This is a genomic window from Pseudomonas inefficax (genome assembly GCF_900277125.1).
Classification (GTDB): Bacteria; Pseudomonadota; Gammaproteobacteria; order Pseudomonadales; family Pseudomonadaceae; genus Aquipseudomonas; species Aquipseudomonas inefficax.
This window is the reverse complement of the sequence record NZ_OPYN01000001.1, coordinates 130,306-152,229: the sequence shown is the minus strand read 5'-3', so window position 1 is coordinate 152,229 and position 21,924 is coordinate 130,306. Positions and strand designations below refer to the sequence as shown.

Genomic DNA, 21,924 nt, shown 5'->3' with positions numbered 1-21,924 from the left:
TTTTCGGCACAGGTGGTGAGTCAGGACTTCAGTCGGGAAAAGCGACTGCTTACACCCCGACATTTCAAAGCGGTCTTCGACTCCCCAACCGGCAAGGTTCCAGGGAAAAACCTGCTGATCCTTGCTCGCGAGAACGGCCTCGATCACCCACGCCTCGGCCTGGTAATCGGCAAGAAGAGCGTCAAGCTCGCCGTTCAACGCAACCGCCTCAAGCGCTTGATGCGCGATTCCTTTCGCCTGAACCAGCAATTGCTTGCCGGGTTGGACATTGTGATCGTCGCGCGCAAGGGATTGGGTGAGATAGAAAACCCGGAATTGCACCAACACTTTGGCAAACTCTGGAAACGCCTGGCGCGCAGCCGGCCCACTCCAGCAGTTACCGCCAATTCCGCAGGGGTAGACAGCCAAGATGCGTAAACTGGCGCTCGTTCCGATCCAGTTTTACCGTTATGCCATTAGTCCTCTGATGGCCAGCCACTGTCGTTTCTTCCCCAGTTGCTCCTGTTACGCTTATGAAGCCATCGAAAACCACGGCCTCTGGCGTGGTGGGTGGCTAGCCGTTCGTCGCCTGGGGCGTTGTCATCCGTGGAACGACGGCGGTTTCGATCCCGTTCCTCCCGCTCCTTCCTCCCGAACTTCTTCGATAGCCGAGTAATCATGGATATTAAACGCACGATCCTGATCGTCGCCCTGGCAATCGTGTCCTATGTCATGGTCCTCAAGTGGAACCAGGACTACGGCCAGGCTGCCCTGCCGACTCAGAATACTGCTGCCAGCACCGTTGCCCCGGGTTTGCCGGATGGCGTACCGGCCGGTAATGCCGGCGCCAGCGCCGATGTGCCAAACGCCAACGCCGAAACCAGCGCAGCCGAACTGGCACCGGTTGCGGTCAGCAAGGACCTGATCCGGGTCAAGACCGATGTCCTGGACCTGGCTATCGATCCGGTCGGTGGTGACATCGTCCAGCTGAACCTGCCGCAGTACCCACGTCGCCAGGACCACCCGGACATTCCGTTCCAGCTGTTCGACAACGGTGGCGAGCGTGTCTACCTGGCGCAAAGCGGCCTGACCGGTGTCAACGGTCCGGATGCCCGTCCTGCCGGTCGTCCTCTGTACGCTGCCGACAAGAAGGGTTACCAGCTGGCTGATGGCCAGGAACAACTGGTAGTCGACCTGAAGTTCAGCGACAACGGCGTCAACTACATCAAGCGCTTCAGCTTCAAGCGCGGCGAGTACGACCTGACCGTCAGCTACCTGATCGACAACCAGAGCGGCCAGGCCTGGAGCGGCAACATGTTTGCCCAGCTCAAGCGCGACGCCAGCTCCGATCCGTCGTCGAGCACTGCCACCGGCACCGCTACCTACCTGGGTGCTGCCCTGTGGACAGCTTCCGAGCCCTACAAAAAGGTCTCGATGAAGGACATCGACAAAGGTAGTTTGAAAGAAAATGTGTCCGGCGGCTGGGTTGCCTGGCTGCAGCACTACTTCGTCACCGCGTGGATTCCGGCCAAGTCGGACAACAATGTTGTCCAGACCCGCAAGGACAGCCAGGGCAACTACATCATCGGCTACACCGGCCCGGCCATCAGCGTGCCTGCTGGCGGCAAGGTCGAAACCAGCGCCATGCTGTATGCCGGCCCGAAAATCCAGTCCAAGCTGAAAGAGTTGTCCCCAGGCCTGGAACTGACCGTCGACTACGGCTTCCTGTGGTTCATCGCCCAGCCGATCTTCTGGTTGCTGCAACATATCCACAGCCTGCTGGGTAACTGGGGCTGGTCGATCATCGTGCTGACCATGCTGATCAAAGGCCTGTTCTTCCCTCTGTCGGCTGCCAGCTACCGTTCGATGGCGCGCATGCGTGCCGTTGCGCCGAAGCTCGCTGCACTGAAGGAACGCTTCGGTGATGATCGCCAGAAGATGTCCCAGGCGATGATGGAGCTGTACAAGAAAGAGAAGATCAACCCGCTGGGCGGCTGCCTGCCGATCCTGGTGCAGATGCCAGTGTTCCTGGCCCTGTACTGGGTACTGCTGGAAAGCGTGGAAATGCGCCAGGCCCCATGGATGCTGTGGATTACCGACCTGTCGATCAAGGATCCGTTCTTCATCCTGCCGATCATCATGGGCGCCACCATGTTCATCCAGCAGCGCTTGAACCCTACGCCGCCGGATCCGATGCAGGCCAAGGTGATGAAAATGATGCCGATCATCTTCACCTTCTTCTTCCTGTGGTTCCCGGCTGGTCTGGTGCTGTACTGGGTTGTGAACAACTGCCTGTCGATCGCACAGCAGTGGTACATCACCCGCAGCATCGAAGCAGCCAGCAAAAAAGCTGCTGCTTGACAGGCTACTGCGCTAGCCTGTGAATAAAAAACGCCCCCTAGTGGGGCGTTTTTGCTATCTGTCGTTTTTGTCGTAGAGGCTTTCGAGCATGAACACTGTGCGTGAAACCATCGCCGCCATCGCCACCGCCCAGGGCCGCGGCGGTGTGGGTATTGTCAGGTTGTCCGGCCCTCTGGCGGCCAAGGCCGGCCAGTTGATTACCGGCCGTACGCTTACTCCGCGCCATGCCCATTACGGCCCGTTCCGCGACGAGGAAGGGCTGGTGCTGGACGAAGGTATCGCGCTGTTTTTCCCCGGGCCGAATTCGTTCACCGGCGAGGATGTGCTGGAACTGCAAGGCCACGGTGGCCCGGTAGTGCTGGATATGCTGCTGCAGCGCTGTGTACAAGTGGGTTGCCGGCTGGCTCGCCCAGGCGAGTTCAGCGAGCGTGCATTCCTCAACGACAAGCTCGACCTGGCCCAGGCCGAAGCCATCGCCGACCTGATCGAGGCCAGTTCCAGCCAGGCCGCGCGCAATGCACTCCGTTCGCTGCAGGGGGAATTCTCCAAGCGCGTGCATTTCCTGACCGAGGCGTTGATTGCCCTGCGCATCTACGTCGAGGCGGCGATCGACTTCCCGGAGGAAGAAATCGACTTCCTCGCCGACGGTCACGTACTGTCGATGCTCGATGTGGTGCGCGATGAGCTGTCCAAGGTGCAGCGTGAAGCCGGGCAGGGTGCCTTGCTGCGTGACGGCATGACCGTGGTCATCGCCGGTCGGCCGAATGCCGGCAAGTCGAGCCTGTTGAACCAGCTTGCCGGGCGCGAAGCAGCGATAGTCACCGATATCGCCGGCACCACCCGGGACATCCTGCGCGAACATATCCACATCGACGGCATGCCGCTGCACGTGGTCGATACTGCCGGCTTGCGCAACACCGATGACCATGTGGAAAAGATCGGCGTGGAACGTGCGCTGAAGGCCATTGGCGAGGCAGACCGGGTACTGTTGGTGGTGGACTCCACCGCGCCCGAGGCCAGCGACCCATTCGCTCTGTGGCCGGAATTTCTCGACCAGCGGCCAGACCCAGGCAAGGTCACGCTGATCCGCAACAAGGCCGACCTGAGTGGTGAGCGGGTCGCGCTGGAACAGTGCGATGACGGCCATGTGACGATCACCCTCAGTGCCAAAGGGGACGACGCAGGCCTGCAGCTGCTGCGTGACCACCTGAAGGCGTGCATGGGTTATGAACAGACGGCCGAGAGTGGTTTCAGCGCCCGCCGGCGCCATCTGGATGCCCTGCGCCAGGCCAGTGAGTACCTGGAGCACGGCCGCAAACAATTGACCCTGGCAGGCGCGGGTGAGCTGCTGGCAGAAGACTTGCGACAGGCGCAGCAGGCTCTGGGGGAAATTACCGGGGCATTCAGCTCAGACGACCTGTTGGGGAGGATCTTCTCCAGCTTCTGCATCGGCAAGTAATCCACAGCCAGGCAAGCCCAAGAGCCGCTCCTTCGGGAGCGGCTTTTTTTTGCCTGTAATTCGTTACAGGGGATAACCGGGTACCTGTGGGAGCGGGCGTGCCCGCGAAGAGGCCCTTACAAGCCCTGAATCTCTGTGGCTGTACCGACGCTTTCGCGGGCTCGCCCGCTCCCACCTTGTCCGTATCCAGCCCTACCTCCATGTTTTTTTCCATTCACAGGCTCGAATCCGTGCTCAGGAGCTCTGTGGAAAACTCGCCTTCAGGTCCGTTGATAAGCAGGCTTTTTTTCTGAGGACAAACCCGCCTGTGGGTAAACAGCCATTTAATCCACAGGCTAAATCGTGTTATCCATAGCCCTCATGGCACTCCAGCCACAGGGTTTAATTTTTCCCTAGGCAGCATGAACAAAGGCCTACGTAACCTTATCCACAGAAGAGCTTGTGCATAAGAATAAACATAAAAACAAAGCTTTTTTAAATTTCTCCTCTTTGATTTCTGTTACCTGCCACTCATCCACAGGCTGGTCAAATTTTGCTCAGAAGGTTTCTTTAAAGGGGGTGAAGTCCCTATACTTGTCCGCTTACCTTCTCTATTCGCAAAAACAGGCACGAGGTGCGTGGTGGATTTCCCTTCCCGTTTTGAAGTGATCGTCATCGGCGGCGGCCATGCCGGTACCGAGGCTGCGCTTGCGTCTGCACGCATGGGTGTGAAAACCCTGCTGCTGACCCATAACGTGGAAACCCTCGGTCACATGAGCTGCAACCCCGCCATCGGCGGTATTGGCAAAAGCCATCTGGTCAAAGAGATCGATGCCCTCGGCGGTGCCATGGCTTTGGCAACCGACAAGAGCGGCATCCAGTTCCGCGTTCTGAACAACCGCAAGGGGCCGGCGGTACGCGCCACCCGTGCACAGGCCGACCGCGCCATCTACAAGGCAGTGGTGCGTGAAATCCTGGAAAACCAGCCGAACCTGTGGATATTCCAGCAGTCCTGCGACGACCTGATCGTCGAGCAGGACCAGGTCAAAGGCGTGGTGACCCAGATGGGCCTGCGTTTCTTTGCCGAATCGGTGGTATTGACCACCGGTACCTTCCTCGGCGGCCTTATCCACATTGGTTTGCAAAACCATTCCGGTGGTCGCGCCGGCGACCCTCCTTCGATCGCCCTGGCCCACCGCATGCGTGAATTGCCGCTGCGCGTTGGCCGCCTGAAAACCGGTACCCCGCCTCGCATCGATGGCCGTTCGGTGGACTTCTCGGTGATGACTGAGCAGCCAGGCGATACGCCGATTCCGGTGATGTCGTTCATGGGCAATGCCCAGATGCATCCGCGCCAGGTGAGCTGCTGGATCACCCACACCAATGCACGCACCCACGAGATCATCGCCTCGAACCTCGACCGTTCGCCGATGTACTCGGGTGTGATCGAAGGTGTCGGGCCGCGCTACTGCCCTTCGATCGAAGACAAGATCCATCGCTTCGCCGACAAGGAAAGCCACCAGGTGTTCATCGAGCCGGAAGGCCTGACCACCCATGAGCTGTACCCCAACGGTATTTCCACTTCGCTGCCGTTCGACGTGCAGCTGGAGCTGGTGCGGTCGATCCGCGGCATGGAAAACGCCCACATCGTGCGCCCGGGTTATGCCATCGAGTACGACTACTTCGACCCCCGTGATCTCAAGTACAGCCTCGAGACCAAAGTCATCGGCGGCCTGTTCTTTGCCGGGCAGATCAACGGCACCACCGGTTACGAAGAAGCCGGCGCCCAGGGCTTGCTGGCCGGGACCAACGCCGCACTGCGTGCGCAGGGCCGTGATAGCTGGTGCCCGCGCCGCGACGAGGCGTACATCGGTGTACTGGTCGACGACCTGATTACCCTGGGTACCCAGGAGCCGTACCGCATGTTCACTTCGCGTGCCGAGTACCGTCTGATCCTGCGCGAAGACAACGCCGACCTGCGCCTGACCGAAAAGGGCCGCGAGCTTGGCCTGATCGACGACCAGCGCTGGGCCGCCTTCTGCGCCAAGCGCGACGGCATCGAACGCGAGGAGCAGCGCCTGAAGTCGACCTGGGTACGCCCGAACACCGAGCAAGGCCGAGCCATTGTGGATAAGTTCGGCACCCCGCTCAGCCATGAGTACAGCCTGCTGAACCTGCTGGCGCGGCCGGAAATCGACTACGCCGGCCTGATCGAGGCAACCGGCGGCGAAGCGATAGATCCACAGGTCGCCGAGCAGGTCGAAATCCGCACCAAGTACGCCGGTTACATCGACCGCCAACAGGATGAGATCGCCCGTCTGCGCGCCAGCGAAGACACTCGCCTGCCTGTGGATATCGATTACTCGACGATTTCCGGCCTTTCCAAGGAAATCCAGGGCAAGCTGGGCCAGACCCGTCCGGAGACCCTGGGCCAGGCCTCGCGCATCCCGGGCGTCACCCCGGCGGCGATTTCCCTGTTGCTGATTCACTTGAAAAAACGCGGCGCTGGCCGCGAATTGGAGCAAAGCGCTTGAGTTCCCTGGTCACCCCACAACACGCTGAAGAGTTGTCCACAGGTGCGCGCCAGCTCGGTGTCGAGCTGACCGCAGAGCATCACGAAAAGCTGCTCGGCTACCTTGCCCTGTTGATCAAGTGGAACAAAGCCTACAACCTCACTGCCGTGCGCGACCCCGACGAGATGGTGTCGCGCCACCTGCTCGACAGCCTCAGTGTCATGCCGTTTATCCACAGCGAGCGTGACAATTGGCTGGATGTCGGCAGCGGCGGTGGCATGCCCGGTATCCCGTTAGCTATCCTGCATCCGCACAAACGCGTGACGGTGCTGGACGCCAATGGCAAGAAGACCCGCTTCCTGACCCAGGTGAAAATGGAACTCAAGCTGGACAACCTCACGGTTATCCACAGCCGGGTCGAGGCCTTCCAGCCAATACAAGCGTTCGACGGAATCATCTCCCGCGCCTTCAGCAGCATGGAGAACTTCACCAACTGGACCCGCCATCTGGGCGACACCGGGACGCAATGGCTTGCAATGAAGGGGCTGCATCCTGCCGATGAACTGGTAGCATTGCCCGCAGACTTCACAGTGGAAAGCGAGCAGGCCCTGACCGTTCCGGGTTGCCAGGGCCAGCGCCATCTGCTGATACTGCGCCGCAAGGCATGACTGGGAACACACGCAACAATGGCTAAGGTATTCGCAATCGCGAACCAGAAAGGTGGTGTGGGCAAGACCACCACCTGTATCAATCTCGCCGCCTCGCTGGCTGCGACCAAGCGTCGTGTGCTGCTGATCGACCTCGATCCGCAGGGCAACGCCACCATGGGCAGCGGTGTGGACAAGCACGAGCTCGAGCATTCGGTCTACGACCTGTTGATCGGGGAATGCGACCTGGCCCAGGCCATGCATTACTCCGAACACGGTGGTTTCCAGTTGCTGCCGGCCAACCGTGACCTGACCGCTGCCGAAGTGGTGCTGCTGGAAATGCAGGTCAAGGAAAGCCGCCTGCGCAATGCCTTGGCACCGATCCGCGACAATTACGATTTCATCCTCATCGACTGCCCGCCGTCGTTGTCGATGCTCACGCTCAATGCCCTGGTCGCCTCCGATGGCGTGATCATCCCGATGCAGTGCGAGTATTACGCACTGGAAGGTCTCAGCGACCTTGTGGATAACATCAAGCGGATTGCCGCCCGGTTGAACCCGGAGCTGAAAATCGAGGGCCTGCTGCGGACCATGTACGATCCGCGCCTGAGCCTGAACAACGATGTCTCGGCGCAGCTCAAAGAGCACTTTGGCCCGCAGCTGTACGACACGGTCATTCCGCGCAACATTCGCCTGGCCGAAGCCCCGAGCTTCGGCATGCCGGCCCTGGCTTACGACAAGCAATCGCGCGGCGCGCTGGCTTATCTGGCCCTGGCCGGGGAACTGGTACGCCGTCAACGCCGTCAATCACGCACTGCACAAACAACTTAAGGAATCCGTATGGCCGTCAAGAAACGGGGTCTCGGACGTGGGTTGGATGCACTGCTCAGTGGTCCTTCCGTCAGCGCGCTCGAAGAGCAGGCTGTGAAGATCGACCAGAAAGAACTGCAACACCTGCCGGTCGAACTGATCCAGCGTGGCAAATACCAGCCGCGCCGGGACATGGACCCGCAGGCGCTGGAAGAGCTCGCGCACTCGATTCGCAACCATGGCGTGATGCAACCGATCGTGGTGCGCCCGATCGATGGCAACCGCTACGAGATCATCGCCGGTGAGCGCCGCTGGCGCGCCACCCAGCAGGCTGGCCTGGACAAGATTCCGGCGATGGTCCGCGAAGTGCCCGACGAAGCCGCCATCGCCATGGCGCTGATCGAAAACATCCAGCGTGAAGACCTCAATCCGCTGGAAGAGGCGCTGGCCCTGCAGCGTCTGCAGCAGGAGTTCGAGCTCACCCAGCAACAGGTGGCCGATGCCGTGGGCAAGTCGCGGGTAACCGTGGCCAACCTGCTGCGCCTGATCACCCTGCCAGACGCGATCAAGACGATGCTCGCCCATGGCGACCTGGAGATGGGCCACGCCCGTGCATTGCTCGGCCTGGAAGAACATCGCCAGGAGGAGGGGGCGCGTCATGTTGTCGCACGTGGCCTCACCGTGCGCCAAACCGAGGCACTGGTTCGTCAGTGGCTCAGCGACAAACCTGATCCGGTCGAACCGAGCAAACCTGATCCGGATATTGCACGCCTTGAACAGCGGCTCGCAGAGCGCCTGGGCTCGGCCGTGCAGATCCGCCATGGCAACAAGGGCAAAGGCCAATTGGTTATTCGCTACAACTCGCTTGACGAGTTGCAAGGCGTGCTTGCTCACATCCGCTGAAACAATTCCCGTTGTAGCGCGCAGTCGGAAATCACTACCGAATAGTTGAATAGGGGTTAATCCACCCCTATACTCTGCGCGCATTTTGTCGGCACAAATTATGCCAAGTCATAGCTGACTTGGTGGTCGACTTCCGAGGAGCAGTTGTGATGGAAATACGCACGCCAAACCGCCTGCCTTTCCATCGCTGGGCGGTTTTCCCGGTACTGCTGGCTCAATTCGTCGTACTGCTGCTGGCAACGTTGGTGTTGTGGCAGTGGAAAGGGGCGGTCAGTGGATATTCAGGCCTTTGCGGAGGTTTGATTGCCTGGCTACCCAACGTGTATTTCGCCTGGAAGGCTTTTCGCTTCAGTGGGGCCCGGGCGGCACAAGCCATCGTCAAGTCGTTCTACGCTGGCGAGGCAGGCAAGATGATTTTGACGGCAGTGCTTTTTGCACTGACCTTCGCAGGAGTGAAGCCACTGGCGCCGTTAGCAGTATTCGGCGTCTTCGTGTTGACCCTTTTGGTCAGCTGGTTCGCGCCCCTGCTGATGAATAAAAGACTTTCGAGACCTTAGGGCGTTTGAGGCAACCATGGCAGCAGAAACCGCTTCGGGCTATATCCAGCACCACTTGCAGAACCTGACCTACGGTCAACTACCAGACGGCAGCTGGGGCTTCGCCCATTCGGCTGCAGAAGCCAAGGCAATGGGCTTCTGGGCGTTCCACCTGGACACCCTGGGTTGGTCCGTCGCGCTGGGTCTGATCTTCCTGTTCATCTTCCGCATGGCGGCCAAGAAGGCGACTTCCGGCCAACCTGGCGGCCTGCAGAACTTCGTCGAAGTGCTGGTGGACTTCGTCAACGGCAGCGTGAAGGACTCCTTCCACGGCCGTAGCCCGGTAATCGCTCCGCTGGCGCTGACCATTTTCGTCTGGGTGTTCCTGATGAACGCCATCGACCTGGTACCGGTCGACTGGATTCCTCAGCTGGCCATCCTGATCTCCGGTGATCCGCACATTCCGTTCCGCGCCGTGTCGACCACCGACCCGAACGCGACCCTGGCCATGGCCTTCTGCGTGTTCGCCCTGATCATCTTCTACAGCATCAAGGTCAAAGGCCTGGGCGGCTTCCTCGGTGAGCTGACCCTGCACCCGTTCGGCAGCAAGAACATCTTCGTGCAGATCCTGCTGATTCCGGTGAACTTCCTGCTGGAATTCGTCACCCTGATCGCCAAGCCGATCTCGCTGGCACTGCGTCTGTTCGGCAACATGTACGCCGGCGAGCTGGTGTTCATCCTGATCGCCGTGATGTTCGGCGCCGGCATCCTCTGGCTCAGCGGCCTGGGTGTGGTGCTGCAGTGGGCGTGGGCTGTGTTCCACATCCTGATCATCACCCTGCAAGCCTTCATCTTCATGATGCTTACCATCGTCTACCTGTCGATGGCTCACGAAGATAACCATTAAGACCGCCTGGCGTGTCTGATAGCCTTCCCCGCTCGTTTGGGGGGAGGGCTTAAAAAGTCCGCAAGGGCATGCTGTACCAAACGATTTGTTTTACCGCTTCAAACTAAAAACCTAACCAATACGACGTAAAAGTCGGGAGGAAAGATGGAAACTGTAGTTGGTCTGACCGCTATCGCTGTTGCTCTGCTGATCGGCCTGGGTGCTCTGGGTACCGCCATTGGTTTCGGCCTGCTGGGCGGCAAGTTCCTGGAAGGCGCTGCTCGTCAGCCTGAAATGGTTCCAATGCTGCAGGTGAAAATGTTCATCGTTGCCGGTCTGCTCGACGCCGTAACCATGATCGGTGTTGGTATCGCTCTGTTCTTCACCTTCGCGAACCCCTTCGTTGGTCAGATCGCCGGCTAATCACTCGTACCCACGAGTTGATGGCTGTGATGAATTAAGACCGAGCGAGGTGTTGGCGTGAACATTAATGCAACCCTGATTGGCCAATCCGTTGCTTTTCTGATTTTTGTACTCTTCTGCATGAAGTACGTATGGCCTCCGGTCATCACTGCTCTGCAAGAGCGTCAAAAGAAGATTGCCGACGGCTTGGACGCTGCCAACCGCGCAGCTCGCGACCTGGAGCTGGCCCAAGAGAAAGTGGGTCAGCAACTGCGTGAAGCTAAAGCACAGGCAGCCGAAATCATTGAGCAAAGCAAGAAGCGCGCTGCTCAGCTTGTCGAGGAAGCCCGTGATCAGGCCCGCGTCGAAGCTGACCGTGTGAAGGCTCAGGCTCTGGCCGAGATCGAACAGGAACTGAACAGCGCTAAAGACGCCCTGCGTGCCCAAGTGGGTGCCCTGGCCGTTGGCGGTGCTGAAAAGATCCTTGGCGCCACAATCGATCAAAACGCGCATGCGGAGCTGGTTAACAAACTGGCCGCTGAAATTTAAGCGAGGGCGATCATGGCAGAACTGACCACGTTGGCCCGACCTTACGCTAAGGCTGCCTTTGAGCATGCCCAGGCCCATCAGCAACTGGCCAATTGGTCAGCCATGCTCGGCCTGGCTGCTGCGGTGTCGCAAGACGACACCATGCAGCGCCTGCTCAAGGCCCCGCGACTGACGAGCGCAGAAAAGGCCGCCACGTTCATTGACGTGTGCGGTGACAAGTTCAATGCACAGGCACAGAATTTCATTCATGTTGCCGCGGAAAACGACCGTCTCCTGCTTCTGCCGGAGATTGCCGCCCTGTTCGACCTGTACAAGGCCGAGCAAGAGAAATCCGTGGACGTGGAAGTCACCAGTGCCTTCGCGTTGAACCAAGAACAGCAAGACAAACTCGCCAAGGTTCTCAGTGCACGGTTAGGCCAGGAAGTGCGCCTGCACGCGTCGGAGGATGCCAGCCTGATTGGCGGCGTCGTCATCCGCGCTGGTGACCTGGTAATCGATGGCTCTGTTCGCGGCAAGATCGCGAAACTGGCCGAAGCATTGAAATCTTGAGTTTGAAGGGGCAGCAGAGCAATGCAGCAACTCAATCCTTCCGAAATTAGTGAAATCATCAAGGGCCGCATCGACAACCTCGATGTGAGCTCCCAAGCCCGTAACGAAGGTACCGTTGTTTCGGTATCCGACGGTATCGTGCGGATCCACGGTCTGGCCGACGTCATGTACGGCGAAATGATCGAGTTCCCTGGCAGCGTTTTCGGCATGGCCCTGAACCTGGAGCAAGACTCCGTAGGTGCAGTGATCCTGGGTGCCTATGACACCCTCGCCGAAGGCATGAGCGCCAAGTGCACCGGTCGCATCCTGGAAGTTCCGGTCGGCAAAGGCCTGCTGGGCCGCGTCGTCGACGCTCTGGGTAACCCGATCGATGGCAAGGGTCCTCTGACCACCACCGAAACCGACGCGGTCGAAAAGGTCGCTCCGGGCGTTATCTGGCGTAAGTCGGTAGACCAGCCTGTACAGACTGGCTACAAGTCCGTCGACGCCATGATCCCTGTCGGCCGTGGCCAGCGCGAGCTGATCATCGGTGACCGTCAGATCGGCAAGACCGCCATGGCCATCGACGCCATCATCAACCAGAAAGACTCCGGTATTTTCTGTGTTTATGTTGCTGTCGGCCAAAAGCGTTCCACCGTTGCCAACATCGTTCGCAAGCTGGAAGAAGCCGGCGCCCTGGCCAACACCATCGTGGTCGTTGCCAGTGCTTCGGAATCCGCCGCACTGCAGTTCCTGGCGCCATACGCCGGCTGCACCATGGGCGAGTTCTTCCGTGACCGCGGTGAAGACGCTCTGATCGTTTACGATGACCTGTCCAAGCAGGCCGTTGCCTATCGTCAGATCTCCCTGCTGCTGCGCCGTCCACCAGGACGCGAAGCGTACCCAGGCGACGTGTTCTATCTCCACTCCCGTCTGCTGGAGCGTGCATCGCGCGTTTCGGAAGAGTACGTCGAGAAGTTCACCAACGGCGCAGTCACTGGCAAGACCGGTTCCCTGACCGCCCTGCCGATCATCGAAACCCAGGCTGGCGACGTTTCCGCGTTCGTTCCGACCAACGTGATTTCCATCACCGACGGTCAGATCTTCCTGGAATCGGCCATGTTCAACTCGGGCATCCGCCCTGCAGTGAACGCCGGTGTTTCGGTATCCCGCGTAGGTGGTGCCGCTCAGACCAAGATCATCAAGAAGCTGTCCGGTGGTATCCGTACCGCTCTGGCTCAGTACCGTGAACTGGCTGCATTCGCCCAGTTCGCTTCCGATCTGGACGAAGCGACCCGCAAGCAGCTGGAGCATGGTCAGCGCGTAACCGAGCTGATGAAGCAGAAGCAGTACGCGCCAATGTCCATCGCGGACATGGCACTGTCGCTGTACGCCGCTGAGCGTGGTTTCCTGACTGACGTGGAAGTCTCCAAGGTCGGCAGCTTCGAGCAAGCTCTGATCGCCTACTTCAACCGTGATCACGCCGAACTGATGGCGAAGATCAACGTGAAGGGTGACTTCAACGACGAAATCGACGCTGGCATGAAAGCTGGTATCGAGAAGTTCAAGGCCACCCAGACCTGGTAAGCCGCAGCGGGGGCTGCGGCCCCCGCTTGCTAACCTGATAGGTGATACATGGCAGGCGCAAAAGAGATTCGCAGTAAGATTGCGAGCATCAAAAGCACGCAAAAAATTACCAGCGCCATGGAGAAAGTGGCGGTCAGCAAGATGCGCAAGGCACAAATGCGCATGGCTGCTAGCCGTCCTTACGCGGAGCGTATCCGCCAGGTGATCGGTCATCTGGCCAACGCCAACCCGGAGTACCGCCACCCGTTCATGATCGAGCGCCCTGTAAAGCGCGCCGGTTATATCGTAGTGAGCAGTGACCGTGGTCTGTGCGGTGGCTTGAACACCAACCTGTTCAAGGCCCTGGTCAAGGACATGAACGCAAACCGCGAACAGGGCGTGGAAATCGACCTGTGCGTGATCGGCAGCAAGGGTGCGACTTTCTTCCGCATCTTTGGCGGCAACGTCGTAGCCGCGATCAGCCACCTGGGCGAAGAGCCATCGATCAACGATCTGATCGGCTCCGTCAAAGTGATGCTGGACGCCTACCTGGACGGCCGTATCGATCGCCTCTCGGTGGTTTCGAACAAGTTCATCAACACCATGACCCAAAAACCGACGGTCGAGCAATTGGTACCGTTGGTGGCAACCCCGGATCAGGATCTCAAGCATCACTGGGATTACCTGTACGAACCCGACGCAAAAGAGCTGCTGGACGGCTTGATGGTGCGTTACGTGGAGTCGCAGGTGTACCAGGCGGTGGTCGAGAACAACGCTGCTGAACAAGCGGCCCGGATGATCGCCATGAAGAACGCCACAGACAACGCCGGTGATTTGATCAAAGAGCTGCAATTGATCTACAACAAGGCGCGTCAGGCTGCGATCACCCAGGAGATCTCGGAAATCGTCGGCGGCGCTGCCGCGGTTTAACGGTTCAAAAATTCAGAGGATCCAGCTATGAGTAGCGGACGTATCGTTCAAATCATCGGCGCCGTCATCGACGTGGAATTCCCACGTGACGTCGTGCCGAGTGTTTACAACGCGCTGAAAGTACAAGGCGCGGAAACCACCCTGGAAGTTCAGCAGCAGCTGGGCGACGGCGTGGTTCGTACCATTGCGATGGGCTCGACCGAAGGCCTGAAGCGCGGTCTGGATGTCGTTGACACCGGTGCTGCCATTTCCGTTCCAGTTGGTAAGGCCACCCTGGGCCGTATCATGGACGTACTGGGCAACCCGATCGACGAAGCCGGCCCGATCGGCGAAGAAGAGCGTCGCGGTATCCACCAGCCAGCGCCTTCGTTCGCTGACCAGGCAGGCGGCAACGACCTGCTGGAAACCGGCATCAAGGTTATCGACCTGGTCTGCCCGTTCGCCAAGGGTGGTAAGGTTGGTCTGTTCGGTGGTGCCGGCGTCGGCAAGACCGTGAACATGATGGAACTGATCCGTAACATCGCCATGGAACACAGCGGTTACTCCGTGTTCGCTGGTGTGGGTGAGCGTACTCGTGAGGGTAACGACTTCTACCACGAGATGAAGGACTCCAACGTTCTCGACAAGGTAGCGCTGGTCTACGGTCAGATGAACGAGCCACCAGGAAACCGTCTGCGCGTAGCGCTGACCGGCCTGACCATGGCCGAGAAGTTCCGTGACGAAGGTAACGACGTTCTGCTGTTCGTCGACAACATCTATCGTTACACCCTGGCCGGTACCGAAGTATCCGCACTGCTGGGCCGTATGCCTTCGGCAGTAGGTTACCAGCCGACCCTGGCTGAAGAGATGGGCGTTCTGCAAGAGCGCATCACCTCCACCAAGGAAGGTTCGATCACCTCCGTTCAGGCCGTATACGTACCTGCGGACGACCTGACCGACCCGTCGCCAGCGACCACCTTCGCCCACCTGGACGCCACCGTCGTTCTGTCCCGTGACATCGCCTCCCTGGGTATCTACCCAGCGGTCGACCCACTGGACTCGACTTCGCGCCAGCTGGACCCGAACGTGATCGGCAACGAGCACTACGAGACCGCTCGTGGCGTTCAGTATGTTCTGCAGCGCTACAAAGAGCTGAAGGACATCATCGCCATCCTGGGTATGGACGAACTGTCCGAAGCCGACAAGCAACTGGTAGCCCGCGCTCGTAAGATCCAGCGCTTCCTGTCGCAGCCGTTCTTCGTGGCCGAAGTCTTCACCGGTTCGCCAGGCAAGTACGTTTCCCTGAAAGACACCATCGCTGGCTTCAGCGGCATCCTCAAAGGTGACTACGACCACCTGCCAGAACAAGCGTTCTACATGGTCGGCAGCATCGACGAAGCGATCGAGAAAGCCAAGAAACTGTAATCCCGGCGCCCCGAAAGGGGCGCTAATCAGGTTGAGGCAAGCAGATGGCTATGACAGTCCATTGCGATATCGTCAGCGCGGAAGGAGAGATCTTCTCCGGCCTGGTCGAGATGGTAGTAGCGCACGGCAACCTGGGCGATCTCGGTATCGCTCCAGGCCACGCGCCGCTGATCACCAATCTCAAGCCTGGTCCGATCACGCTGACCAAGCAGGGCGGCGAGCGCGAGGTGTTCTACATCTCCGGTGGCTTCCTGGAAGTGCAGCCGAACATGGTCAAGGTACTCGCCGACACCGTGCAACGTGCAGCCGACCTGGACGAAGCCTCCGCTCAGGATGCCGTCAAGGCAGCTGAGAAGGCCCTGCATGAGAAAGGCGCGGATTTCGACTACAGTGCCGCATCCGCACGTCTGGCCGAGGCCGCAGCGCAGCTGCGTACCGTCCAGCAGATCCGCAAGAAGTTCGGCGGTTAATTCCGCAGGCTTCATGTAGATTGAGAAAAAGGGTAGCCATCGGCTACCCTTTTTCTTTTTTGTAATCCATAAAACCGGTCATTTCACTGACCACCCAGGATTGGTAGCCAGTAATGTCACTCGATATCGTTATTCTCGCCGCCGGCCAAGGCACTCGCATGCGCTCGGCGCTGCCCAAGGTGCTGCACCCGGTAGCCGGCAACTCCATGCTCGGCCATGTTATCCACAGCGCGCGTCAGCTGCAGCCGCAAGGTATTCATGTGGTCATTGGCCATGGTGCCGAGCTGGTTCGCGAGCGCCTGGCCGCCGACGACCTGAACTTTGTCATGCAGGACAAGCAGCTGGGTACCGGCCATGCGGTTGCCCAGGCATTGCCGGCTTTGACTGCCGAAACCGTGTTGGTGCTGTACGGTGATGTGCCGTTGATCGAAGTGGAAACCTTGCAGCGTCTGCTGGCCAAGGCCAATGAGCAGCAGCTGGGCTTGCTCACGGTGACTCTCGACGACCCGACTGGCTATGGCCGCATCGTGCGTGACGAGCAGGGCAAGGTGACTGCCATCGTTGAGCACAAGGATGCCAACGATGCGCAGAAAGCTATCAAGGAAGGCAATACCGGTATTCTGGCCCTGCCAGCCGCGCGCCTGGCCGATTGGATGGGTCGCCTGTCCAACAACAACGCACAGGGCGAGTATTACCTGACCGACGTCATTGCCATGGCTGTGGCCGATGGCCTGGTAGTGGCTACCGAACAGCCGCACGATCCGATGGAAGTGCAAGGCGCCAACGACCGTCGCCAGCTGTCCGAGCTGGAGCGCCACTACCAGTTGCGTGAAGGCCGTCGCCTGATGGCTCAGGGCGTTACCTTGCGCGACCCGGCGCGCTTCGATGTCCGCGGTGAAGTGACCGTTGGCCGTGACGTGCTGATCGACATCAACGTGATTCTCGAAGGAAAGGTGGTCATCGAGGACGATGTGCAGATCGGCCCTAACTGCGTGATCAAGAACACCACCCTGCGCAAAGGCGCAGTGGTCAAGGCCAACAGCCACCTTGAAGGCGCCGTGATGGGCGAGGGCAGCGATGCCGGCCCGTTCGCCCGCCTGCGCCCGGGCAGTGTGCTGGACGCCAAGGCCCATGTGGGTAACTTCGTCGAACTGAAAAACGCCCACCTCGGGGAAGGCGCCAAGGCCGGTCACCTGACCTACCTGGGCGATGCCGAAATCGGTGCACGCACCAACATCGGCGCCGGCACCATCACCTGCAACTACGATGGCGCCAACAAGTTCAAGACCGTGATGGGTGAGGACGTGTTCATTGGCTCTAACAACTCGTTGGTGGCGCCTGTGGAAATCAAGTCGGGCGCGACCACTGCAGCTGGCTCGACCATCACCCAGACCGTAGAGGCAGGTGACCTGGCAGTGGCCCGTGCACGTCAACGCAACATCTCGGGCTGGAAGCGCCCGGAGAAAGTCAAGAAGAGCTGAGTTATACACAGCTGTTTCGATCGAAAGCCGACTTGTGTGAATAAGTCGGCTTTTTTGTGGGCGGATCATTCCTTCGCGAACAACTGTCTTGCTCTTTTTCCCAGGGCCGACACGATCCCTGTGGGAGCGGGTTTACCCGCGAACACCGGCGAAGCCGGTGCCACACACTGCGTCGGATTCTTCGCGGGTGAACCCGCTCCCACAGGTGCCTGGTTGTCCCTGATATTTATCCACACCTTGACGAATCGCTCATCTTAGGTTTTGATTGCCATCATTATCTTTCGAATCGAAACTTAAGCGCTCATGTCGAAACGAAACACCCCGCAGCGGCGGCACAACATACTGGCTTTGCTCAGCGAGCAGGGCGAGGTGAGTGTGGACGCGTTGGCCAAGCGTTTCGCAACCTCGGAAGTCACCATCCGCAAGGATCTCGCTGCCCTGGAAACCAATGGCCTGTTGCTAAGGCGCTACGGTGGCGCGGTACCGGTGCCGCAAGAACTGCTAGGTGAACCTGCCCAGCCGGTTTCTTCCTATAAAAAGGCCATCGCCCGCGCTGCCGTGGCACGTATCCGTGAACATGCGCGCATCATCATCGACAGCGGCAGCACCACGGCGGCCATGATCCCCGAACTGGGGCGCCACCCTGGCCTGGTGGTGATGACCAATTCGATGAACGTGGCCCGCGCCATTTGCGACCTTGAACACGAGCCGGTGCTGCTGATGACCGGTGGCACCTGGGACCCGCATTCCGAGTCGTTCCAGGGCCAGGTGGCCGAGCAGGTGTTGCGCTCCTACGATTTCGACCAGCTGTTCATCGGCGCCGACGGCATCGATCTTGGCCGCGGCACTACCACCTTCAACGAACTTCTCGGGCTAAGCCGGGTAATGGCTGAGGTCGCCCGTGAAGTGATCGTGATGGTCGAATCTGACAAGGTAGGGCGCAAGATCCCCAACCTCGAGCTGCCCTGGAGCAGCGTGCACACCCTTATTACTGACGAACGCCTGCCCGCAGCGGCACGCGAACAAATTCAAGCCCGCGGCATCAACCTGATCTGCGCCGCGATCAGCCAGGAGCAATAAACCATGTGTGGAATCGTTGGTGCCGTCGCCGAACGCAACATCACAGCCATCCTGATCGAAGGCCTCAAGCGTCTTGAGTACCGCGGGTACGACAGCGCCGGCCTGGCCGTCCTGACCCAGAACGGTGAACTGCAGCGCCGCCGCCGTATCGGCAAGGTCAGTGAGCTGGAAGCTGCTGTTGCCGCCGAGCCACTGGCCGGCCAGCTGGGCATCGCACACACCCGCTGGGCCACCCACGGTGCGCCGACCGAGGGCAACGCCCACCCGCACTTCTCGGGCAATGAAGTGGCCGTGGTGCACAACGGCATCATCGAGAACCACGAAGAACTGCGCGAAGAGCTGAAGGGCCTTGGCTATGTCTTCACTTCGCAAACCGATACCGAAGTCATCGTCCACCTGATCCACCACACCTTGAAGAGCGTTCCGGACCTGACCGATGCCCTGAAGGCTGCGGTAAAGCGGCTGCATGGCGCTTACGGCCTGGCTCTGATCAGCACCAAGCAACCTGATCGCCTGGTAGCCGCACGCAGTGGCAGCCCGCTGGTCATCGGCCTTGGCCTGGGCGAGAACTTCCTGGCGTCCGACCAGCTGGCCCTGCGTCAGGTCACCGACCGCTTCATGTACCTGGAAGAAGGCGACATCGCCGAAATCCGCCGCGACCAGGTCGCCATTTGGGACCAGCAAGGCAATAAGGTTCAGCGTGAAACCGTGCAGTACCACGAAGGCGCCGAAGCCGCTGACAAGGGTGCCTATCGTCACTTCATGCTCAAGGAAATCCACGAACAGCCAAGCGTGGTGCAGCGCACGCTGGAAGGCCGCCTGGGCAAGGACAACGTGCTGGTCCAGGCCTTCGGCCCGCAGGCTGCTGAACTGTTCGCCAAGGTGCGCAACGTGCAGATCGTTGCCTGCGGTACCAGCTACCACGCCGGCATGGTCGCCCGTTACTGGCTGGAAAGCCTGGCTGGGATCCCGTGCCAGGTCGAAGTGGCCAGCGAATTCCGTTACCGCAAGGTAGTAGTGCAGCCGGACACCCTGTTCGTCTCCATCTCGCAGTCTGGCGAAACCGCCGATACTTTGGCCGCGCTGCGCAACGCCAAGGAACTTGGCTTCCTCGGCAGCCTGGCGATCTGCAACGTCGGTATCAGCTCGCTGGTGCGTGAGTCGGACCTGACCCTGCTGACCCTGGCCGGTCCGGAAATCGGCGTTGCCTCGACCAAAGCCTTCACCACCCAGCTGGTTTCCCTGATGCTGCTGACCCTGGCCCTGGGCCAAGTGCGTGGAACCCTGGAAGCCGGTGTCGAAGCCGAGCTGGTAGAAGAGCTGCGCCGCCTGCCGACCCGCCTGGGCGAAGCCTTGGCCATGGACGCCACTGTCGAGAAAATCGCCGAACTGTTCGCCGACAAGCACCATACCCTGTTCCTCGGCCGTGGTGCGCAGTACCCGGTGGCGATGGAAGGTGCGCTCAAGCTCAAGGAAATCTCCTACATCCACGCCGAAGCCTACCCGGCAGGTGAGCTGAAACACGGCCCACTGGCGTTGGTGGACAACGACATGCCAGTGGTTACTGTGGCGCCGAACAACGAACTGCTGGAGAAGCTCAAGTCCAACCTGCAGGAAGTGCGCGCCCGTGGTGGCGAGCTGGTGGTGTTCGCCGACGAGCAGGCCGGCATGAGCAACGGTGAAGGCACCCATGTGGTCAAAGTGCCGCACATCGCCGACGCCCTGGCGCCGATCCTGTACACCATCCCGCTGCAGCTGCTGTCGTACTACGTGGCCGTGCTCAAGGGCACCGATGTGGACCAGCCGCGCAACCTGGCCAAGTCGGTTACGGTCGAGTAAGCCAGAAGCCAGGGGCGCTTTGCGCCCCGTCGCGACACAAGGCCGCTCCTACAGGAAATTGCGTTCTCCTGTAGGAGCGGCCTTGTGTCGCGATGGGCTGCAAAGCAGCCCCGCCGATCTTGCATCAGATCTGCATTGCCATCCCGTCCACATTCATCGCCGCCTGGCGCAAGGCCTCGGAGCGGGTCGGGTGGGGGTGGCAGGTAAGGGCGATGTCTTCCGCCGAGGCCGAGAACTCCATGGCCACGCAGAACTCACCAATCATCTCGCTGACGCTCGGGCCGACCAGGTGCACACCCAGCACTTCATCGGTTTCGGCATCGGCGATGACCTTGGCGAAGCCTTCGGTCTCGTGGTTGATCTTGGCGCGGCTGTTGGCAGTGAACGGGAACTTGCCGACTTTATAAGCACGCCCTTCGGCCTTGAGCTGTTCTTCGGTCTTGCCCACGGTGGCAAGCTCCGGGCGGGTATAGATCACGCCAGGGATAAGGTTGTAGTTGACCTCGTGGGGCTTGCCGGCGATGCGCTCGATGCAAGCCACCGCTTCGTCTTCGGCTTTATGCGCCAGCATCGGCCCGGAGGTGACGTCGCCAATCACCCAGATACCCGGCACGGAAGTGCGGTGGTGGTCGTTGCCGAGCATGCCGCGCTTGTCGGTTTCCAGGCCCACGCTTTCCAGGTTCAGCCCTTTGGTATATGGGCGGCGGCCGATGGCGACCAGTACGTAATCGGCCTGCAGCGATTCTGCAGTGCCGCCGGCGGCCGGCTCCAGAGTCAGGTCCACGCCATCGGCGCTGGCGCTGGCCTGGGTCACCTTGCTGCCCAGCTTGAACACCATGCCTTGCTTGGCCAAGGCCTTCTGCAGGGTCTTGGCGGTTTCTTCGTCGGTGCCCGGGCAGATACGGTCGAGGTATTCGATGACCGTCACCTGGCTGCCCAGACGGCGCCATACCGATCCGAGCTCGAGGCCGATCACGCCGGCACCGATGACGACCAGATGCTTGGGGACCTGTGGCAGCGACAGCGCGCCGGTCGAGTCGATGATGCGCTGGTTGTCGATAGTCACGCCCGGCAGGGGGGTAGGTTCGGAGCCGGTGGCAATGACGATGTCTTTGGCCTGCAGTGCAGTTTCGCTGCCGTCGTCGGCCCTGACCACGACCTTGCCGACGCCATCCAGGCGACCCCAGCCCTTGATCCAGTCGACCTTGTTCTTGCGGAACAGGTACTCGATGCCCTTGGTCAGGCCGGTCACGCTCTCGTCCTTCTGTTTCATCATCTGGGCGAGGTTGAGGTTAGGTTTGACTTCGATACCGAGGTGGGCGAACTCGTCACCGCTGGCGGCTTCGTAAAGCTCTGAAGCATGCAACAACGCCTTGGAGGGCATGCAGCCCACGTTCAGGCAAGTGCCGCCCAAGGTGGCACGGCCTTCAACGCAAGCTACGCTCAGGCCCAGCTGGCCGGCACGGATGGCTGCGTTGTAGCCGCCAGGGCCACCGCCAATGATCACCACGTCATAGGATTTCATGGGTTCAACTCCAGGATGAAGAAGGCAAGAGGGGCACAAGGTTAAGCTGAGATGCAAAAATTGTATACAATCTGCTG

General features: G+C 59.9%; 21 protein-coding genes. 20 read left to right on the top strand and 1 reads right to left on the bottom strand.

Annotated elements, in window-relative coordinates; all coding sequences use genetic code 11:
• Positions 1-12 precede the first annotated feature (12 nt).
• The 20 genes from rnpA (at position 13) to glmS (ending at position 20,322) form a co-directional block, all read left to right on the top strand.
• Complete coding sequence (gene rnpA / locus JV551A3_RS00755; RefSeq protein WP_003253166.1) at positions 13-417, top strand: ribonuclease P protein component; 405 nt, start codon at positions 13-15, stop codon at positions 415-417.
• Positions 410-655 carry a membrane protein insertion efficiency factor YidD gene (gene yidD / locus JV551A3_RS00750; RefSeq protein WP_075046823.1) on the top strand — a complete coding sequence of 82 codons (246 nt, stop codon included), beginning with the start codon at positions 410-412 and terminating at the stop codon, positions 653-655. The genes rnpA and yidD overlap by 8 nt, the downstream gene beginning before the upstream one ends.
• A 2-nt stretch (positions 656-657) precedes the next feature.
• Entirely contained in the window at positions 658-2,340 is a 1,683-nt protein-coding gene (yidC, locus tag JV551A3_RS00745) for a membrane protein insertase YidC (protein ID WP_133969790.1), read from the top strand.
• A gap of 88 nt (positions 2,341-2,428) precedes the next feature.
• Positions 2,429-3,799, top strand: a complete 1,371-nt coding sequence (gene mnmE, locus JV551A3_RS00740; RefSeq protein ID WP_133969789.1) for a tRNA uridine-5-carboxymethylaminomethyl(34) synthesis GTPase MnmE — start codon at positions 2,429-2,431, stop codon at positions 3,797-3,799.
• Positions 3,800-4,419: 620 nt separating this feature from the next.
• Positions 4,420-6,312 carry a tRNA uridine-5-carboxymethylaminomethyl(34) synthesis enzyme MnmG gene (gene mnmG / locus JV551A3_RS00735; RefSeq protein WP_133969788.1) on the top strand — a complete coding sequence of 631 codons (1,893 nt, stop codon included), beginning with the start codon at positions 4,420-4,422 and terminating at the stop codon, positions 6,310-6,312.
• Positions 6,309-6,959, top strand: coding sequence for a 16S rRNA (guanine(527)-N(7))-methyltransferase RsmG (gene rsmG, locus JV551A3_RS00730; protein WP_133969787.1), 651 nt, complete (start codon positions 6,309-6,311; stop codon positions 6,957-6,959). Before mnmG ends, rsmG begins: the two co-directional genes overlap by 4 nt.
• Before the next feature lie 18 nt (positions 6,960-6,977).
• Positions 6,978-7,769 (top strand): ParA family protein, encoded by a 792-nt coding sequence (locus JV551A3_RS00725; RefSeq protein ID WP_112251656.1) that lies wholly within the window; start codon positions 6,978-6,980, stop codon positions 7,767-7,769.
• 9 nt (positions 7,770-7,778) lie between these two features.
• Positions 7,779-8,651 carry a ParB/RepB/Spo0J family partition protein gene (locus JV551A3_RS00720; RefSeq protein ID WP_085621457.1) on the top strand — a complete coding sequence of 291 codons (873 nt, stop codon included), beginning with the start codon at positions 7,779-7,781 and terminating at the stop codon, positions 8,649-8,651.
• Positions 8,652-8,800: 149 nt separating this feature from the next.
• On the top strand, positions 8,801-9,208 hold the full coding sequence (locus tag JV551A3_RS00715) for a F0F1 ATP synthase subunit I (RefSeq protein WP_008092225.1): 408 nt from the start codon (positions 8,801-8,803) through the stop codon (positions 9,206-9,208).
• Between the two features lie 16 nt (positions 9,209-9,224).
• The gene (gene atpB / locus JV551A3_RS00710) at positions 9,225-10,094 is read left to right on the top strand and encodes a F0F1 ATP synthase subunit A (protein ID WP_112251655.1); all 870 of its coding nucleotides are present in this window, start codon (positions 9,225-9,227) and stop codon (positions 10,092-10,094) included.
• 144 nt (positions 10,095-10,238) lie between these two features.
• The gene (atpE, locus tag JV551A3_RS00705; protein WP_003097235.1) at positions 10,239-10,496 is read left to right on the top strand and encodes a F0F1 ATP synthase subunit C; all 258 of its coding nucleotides are present in this window, start codon (positions 10,239-10,241) and stop codon (positions 10,494-10,496) included.
• A 57-nt stretch (positions 10,497-10,553) separates the two neighbouring features.
• The gene (locus tag JV551A3_RS00700) at positions 10,554-11,024 is read left to right on the top strand and encodes a F0F1 ATP synthase subunit B (RefSeq protein ID WP_027917106.1); all 471 of its coding nucleotides are present in this window, start codon (positions 10,554-10,556) and stop codon (positions 11,022-11,024) included.
• 12 nt (positions 11,025-11,036) lie between these two features.
• Positions 11,037-11,573 (top strand): F0F1 ATP synthase subunit delta, encoded by a 537-nt coding sequence (locus tag JV551A3_RS00695; RefSeq protein ID WP_003253191.1) that lies wholly within the window; start codon positions 11,037-11,039, stop codon positions 11,571-11,573.
• Between the two features lie 21 nt (positions 11,574-11,594).
• Positions 11,595-13,139, top strand: coding sequence for a F0F1 ATP synthase subunit alpha (atpA, locus tag JV551A3_RS00690; RefSeq protein ID WP_063912289.1), 1,545 nt, complete (start codon positions 11,595-11,597; stop codon positions 13,137-13,139).
• A gap of 48 nt (positions 13,140-13,187) precedes the next feature.
• The gene (gene atpG / locus JV551A3_RS00685) at positions 13,188-14,048 is read left to right on the top strand and encodes a F0F1 ATP synthase subunit gamma (protein WP_112251654.1); all 861 of its coding nucleotides are present in this window, start codon (positions 13,188-13,190) and stop codon (positions 14,046-14,048) included.
• A gap of 27 nt (positions 14,049-14,075) precedes the next feature.
• Positions 14,076-15,452, top strand: coding sequence for a F0F1 ATP synthase subunit beta (atpD, locus tag JV551A3_RS00680; protein ID WP_003253197.1), 1,377 nt, complete (start codon positions 14,076-14,078; stop codon positions 15,450-15,452).
• Between the two features lie 44 nt (positions 15,453-15,496).
• Positions 15,497-15,922 carry a F0F1 ATP synthase subunit epsilon gene (locus JV551A3_RS00675; RefSeq protein ID WP_023383131.1) on the top strand — a complete coding sequence of 142 codons (426 nt, stop codon included), beginning with the start codon at positions 15,497-15,499 and terminating at the stop codon, positions 15,920-15,922.
• Positions 15,923-16,035: 113 nt separating this feature from the next.
• Positions 16,036-17,403, top strand: coding sequence for a bifunctional UDP-N-acetylglucosamine diphosphorylase/glucosamine-1-phosphate N-acetyltransferase GlmU (gene glmU / locus JV551A3_RS00670; protein ID WP_133969786.1), 1,368 nt, complete (start codon positions 16,036-16,038; stop codon positions 17,401-17,403).
• Between the two features lie 303 nt (positions 17,404-17,706).
• Positions 17,707-18,483 (top strand): DeoR/GlpR family DNA-binding transcription regulator, encoded by a 777-nt coding sequence (locus JV551A3_RS00660; protein ID WP_112251652.1) that lies wholly within the window; start codon positions 17,707-17,709, stop codon positions 18,481-18,483.
• 3 nt (positions 18,484-18,486) lie between these two features.
• Positions 18,487-20,322: a glutamine--fructose-6-phosphate transaminase (isomerizing) gene (gene glmS / locus JV551A3_RS00655; RefSeq protein ID WP_133969785.1), complete on the top strand. Its 1,836-nt coding sequence runs from the start codon at positions 18,487-18,489 to the stop codon at positions 20,320-20,322.
• 124 nt (positions 20,323-20,446) lie between these two features.
• Here the strand turns inward: glmS and lpdA are convergent, their stop codons facing one another.
• Complete coding sequence (gene lpdA, locus JV551A3_RS00650; RefSeq protein ID WP_133969784.1) at positions 20,447-21,847, bottom strand: dihydrolipoyl dehydrogenase; 1,401 nt, start codon at positions 21,845-21,847, stop codon at positions 20,447-20,449.
• Positions 21,848-21,924 lie beyond the last annotated feature (77 nt).

Bases quoted from the DNA above. Each gene is read 5' to 3' on its own strand.
- yidD (WP_075046823.1), top strand. From the start codon at position 410: ATGCGTAAACTGGCGCTCGTTCCGATCCAGTTTTACCGTTATGCCATT.
- yidC (WP_133969790.1), top strand. From the start codon at position 658: ATGGATATTAAACGCACGATCCTGATCGTCGCCCTGGCAATCGTGTCC.
- mnmE (WP_133969789.1), top strand. From the start codon at position 2,429: ATGAACACTGTGCGTGAAACCATCGCCGCCATCGCCACCGCCCAGGGC.
- JV551A3_RS00725 (WP_112251656.1), top strand. From the start codon at position 6,978: ATGGCTAAGGTATTCGCAATCGCGAACCAGAAAGGTGGTGTGGGCAAG.
- JV551A3_RS00720 (WP_085621457.1), top strand. From the start codon at position 7,779: ATGGCCGTCAAGAAACGGGGTCTCGGACGTGGGTTGGATGCACTGCTC.
- JV551A3_RS00715 (WP_008092225.1), top strand. From the start codon at position 8,801: ATGGAAATACGCACGCCAAACCGCCTGCCTTTCCATCGCTGGGCGGTT.
- atpB (WP_112251655.1), top strand. From the start codon at position 9,225: ATGGCAGCAGAAACCGCTTCGGGCTATATCCAGCACCACTTGCAGAAC.
- atpE (WP_003097235.1), top strand. From the start codon at position 10,239: ATGGAAACTGTAGTTGGTCTGACCGCTATCGCTGTTGCTCTGCTGATC.
- JV551A3_RS00695 (WP_003253191.1), top strand. From the start codon at position 11,037: ATGGCAGAACTGACCACGTTGGCCCGACCTTACGCTAAGGCTGCCTTT.
- atpA (WP_063912289.1), top strand. From the start codon at position 11,595: ATGCAGCAACTCAATCCTTCCGAAATTAGTGAAATCATCAAGGGCCGC.
- atpG (WP_112251654.1), top strand. From the start codon at position 13,188: ATGGCAGGCGCAAAAGAGATTCGCAGTAAGATTGCGAGCATCAAAAGC.
- atpD (WP_003253197.1), top strand. From the start codon at position 14,076: ATGAGTAGCGGACGTATCGTTCAAATCATCGGCGCCGTCATCGACGTG.
- JV551A3_RS00675 (WP_023383131.1), top strand. From the start codon at position 15,497: ATGGCTATGACAGTCCATTGCGATATCGTCAGCGCGGAAGGAGAGATC.
- glmU (WP_133969786.1), top strand. From the start codon at position 16,036: ATGTCACTCGATATCGTTATTCTCGCCGCCGGCCAAGGCACTCGCATG.
- JV551A3_RS00660 (WP_112251652.1), top strand. From the start codon at position 17,707: ATGTCGAAACGAAACACCCCGCAGCGGCGGCACAACATACTGGCTTTG.
- glmS (WP_133969785.1), top strand. From the start codon at position 18,487: ATGTGTGGAATCGTTGGTGCCGTCGCCGAACGCAACATCACAGCCATC.
- lpdA (WP_133969784.1), bottom strand. From the start codon at position 21,847: ATGAAATCCTATGACGTGGTGATCATTGGCGGTGGCCCTGGCGGCTAC.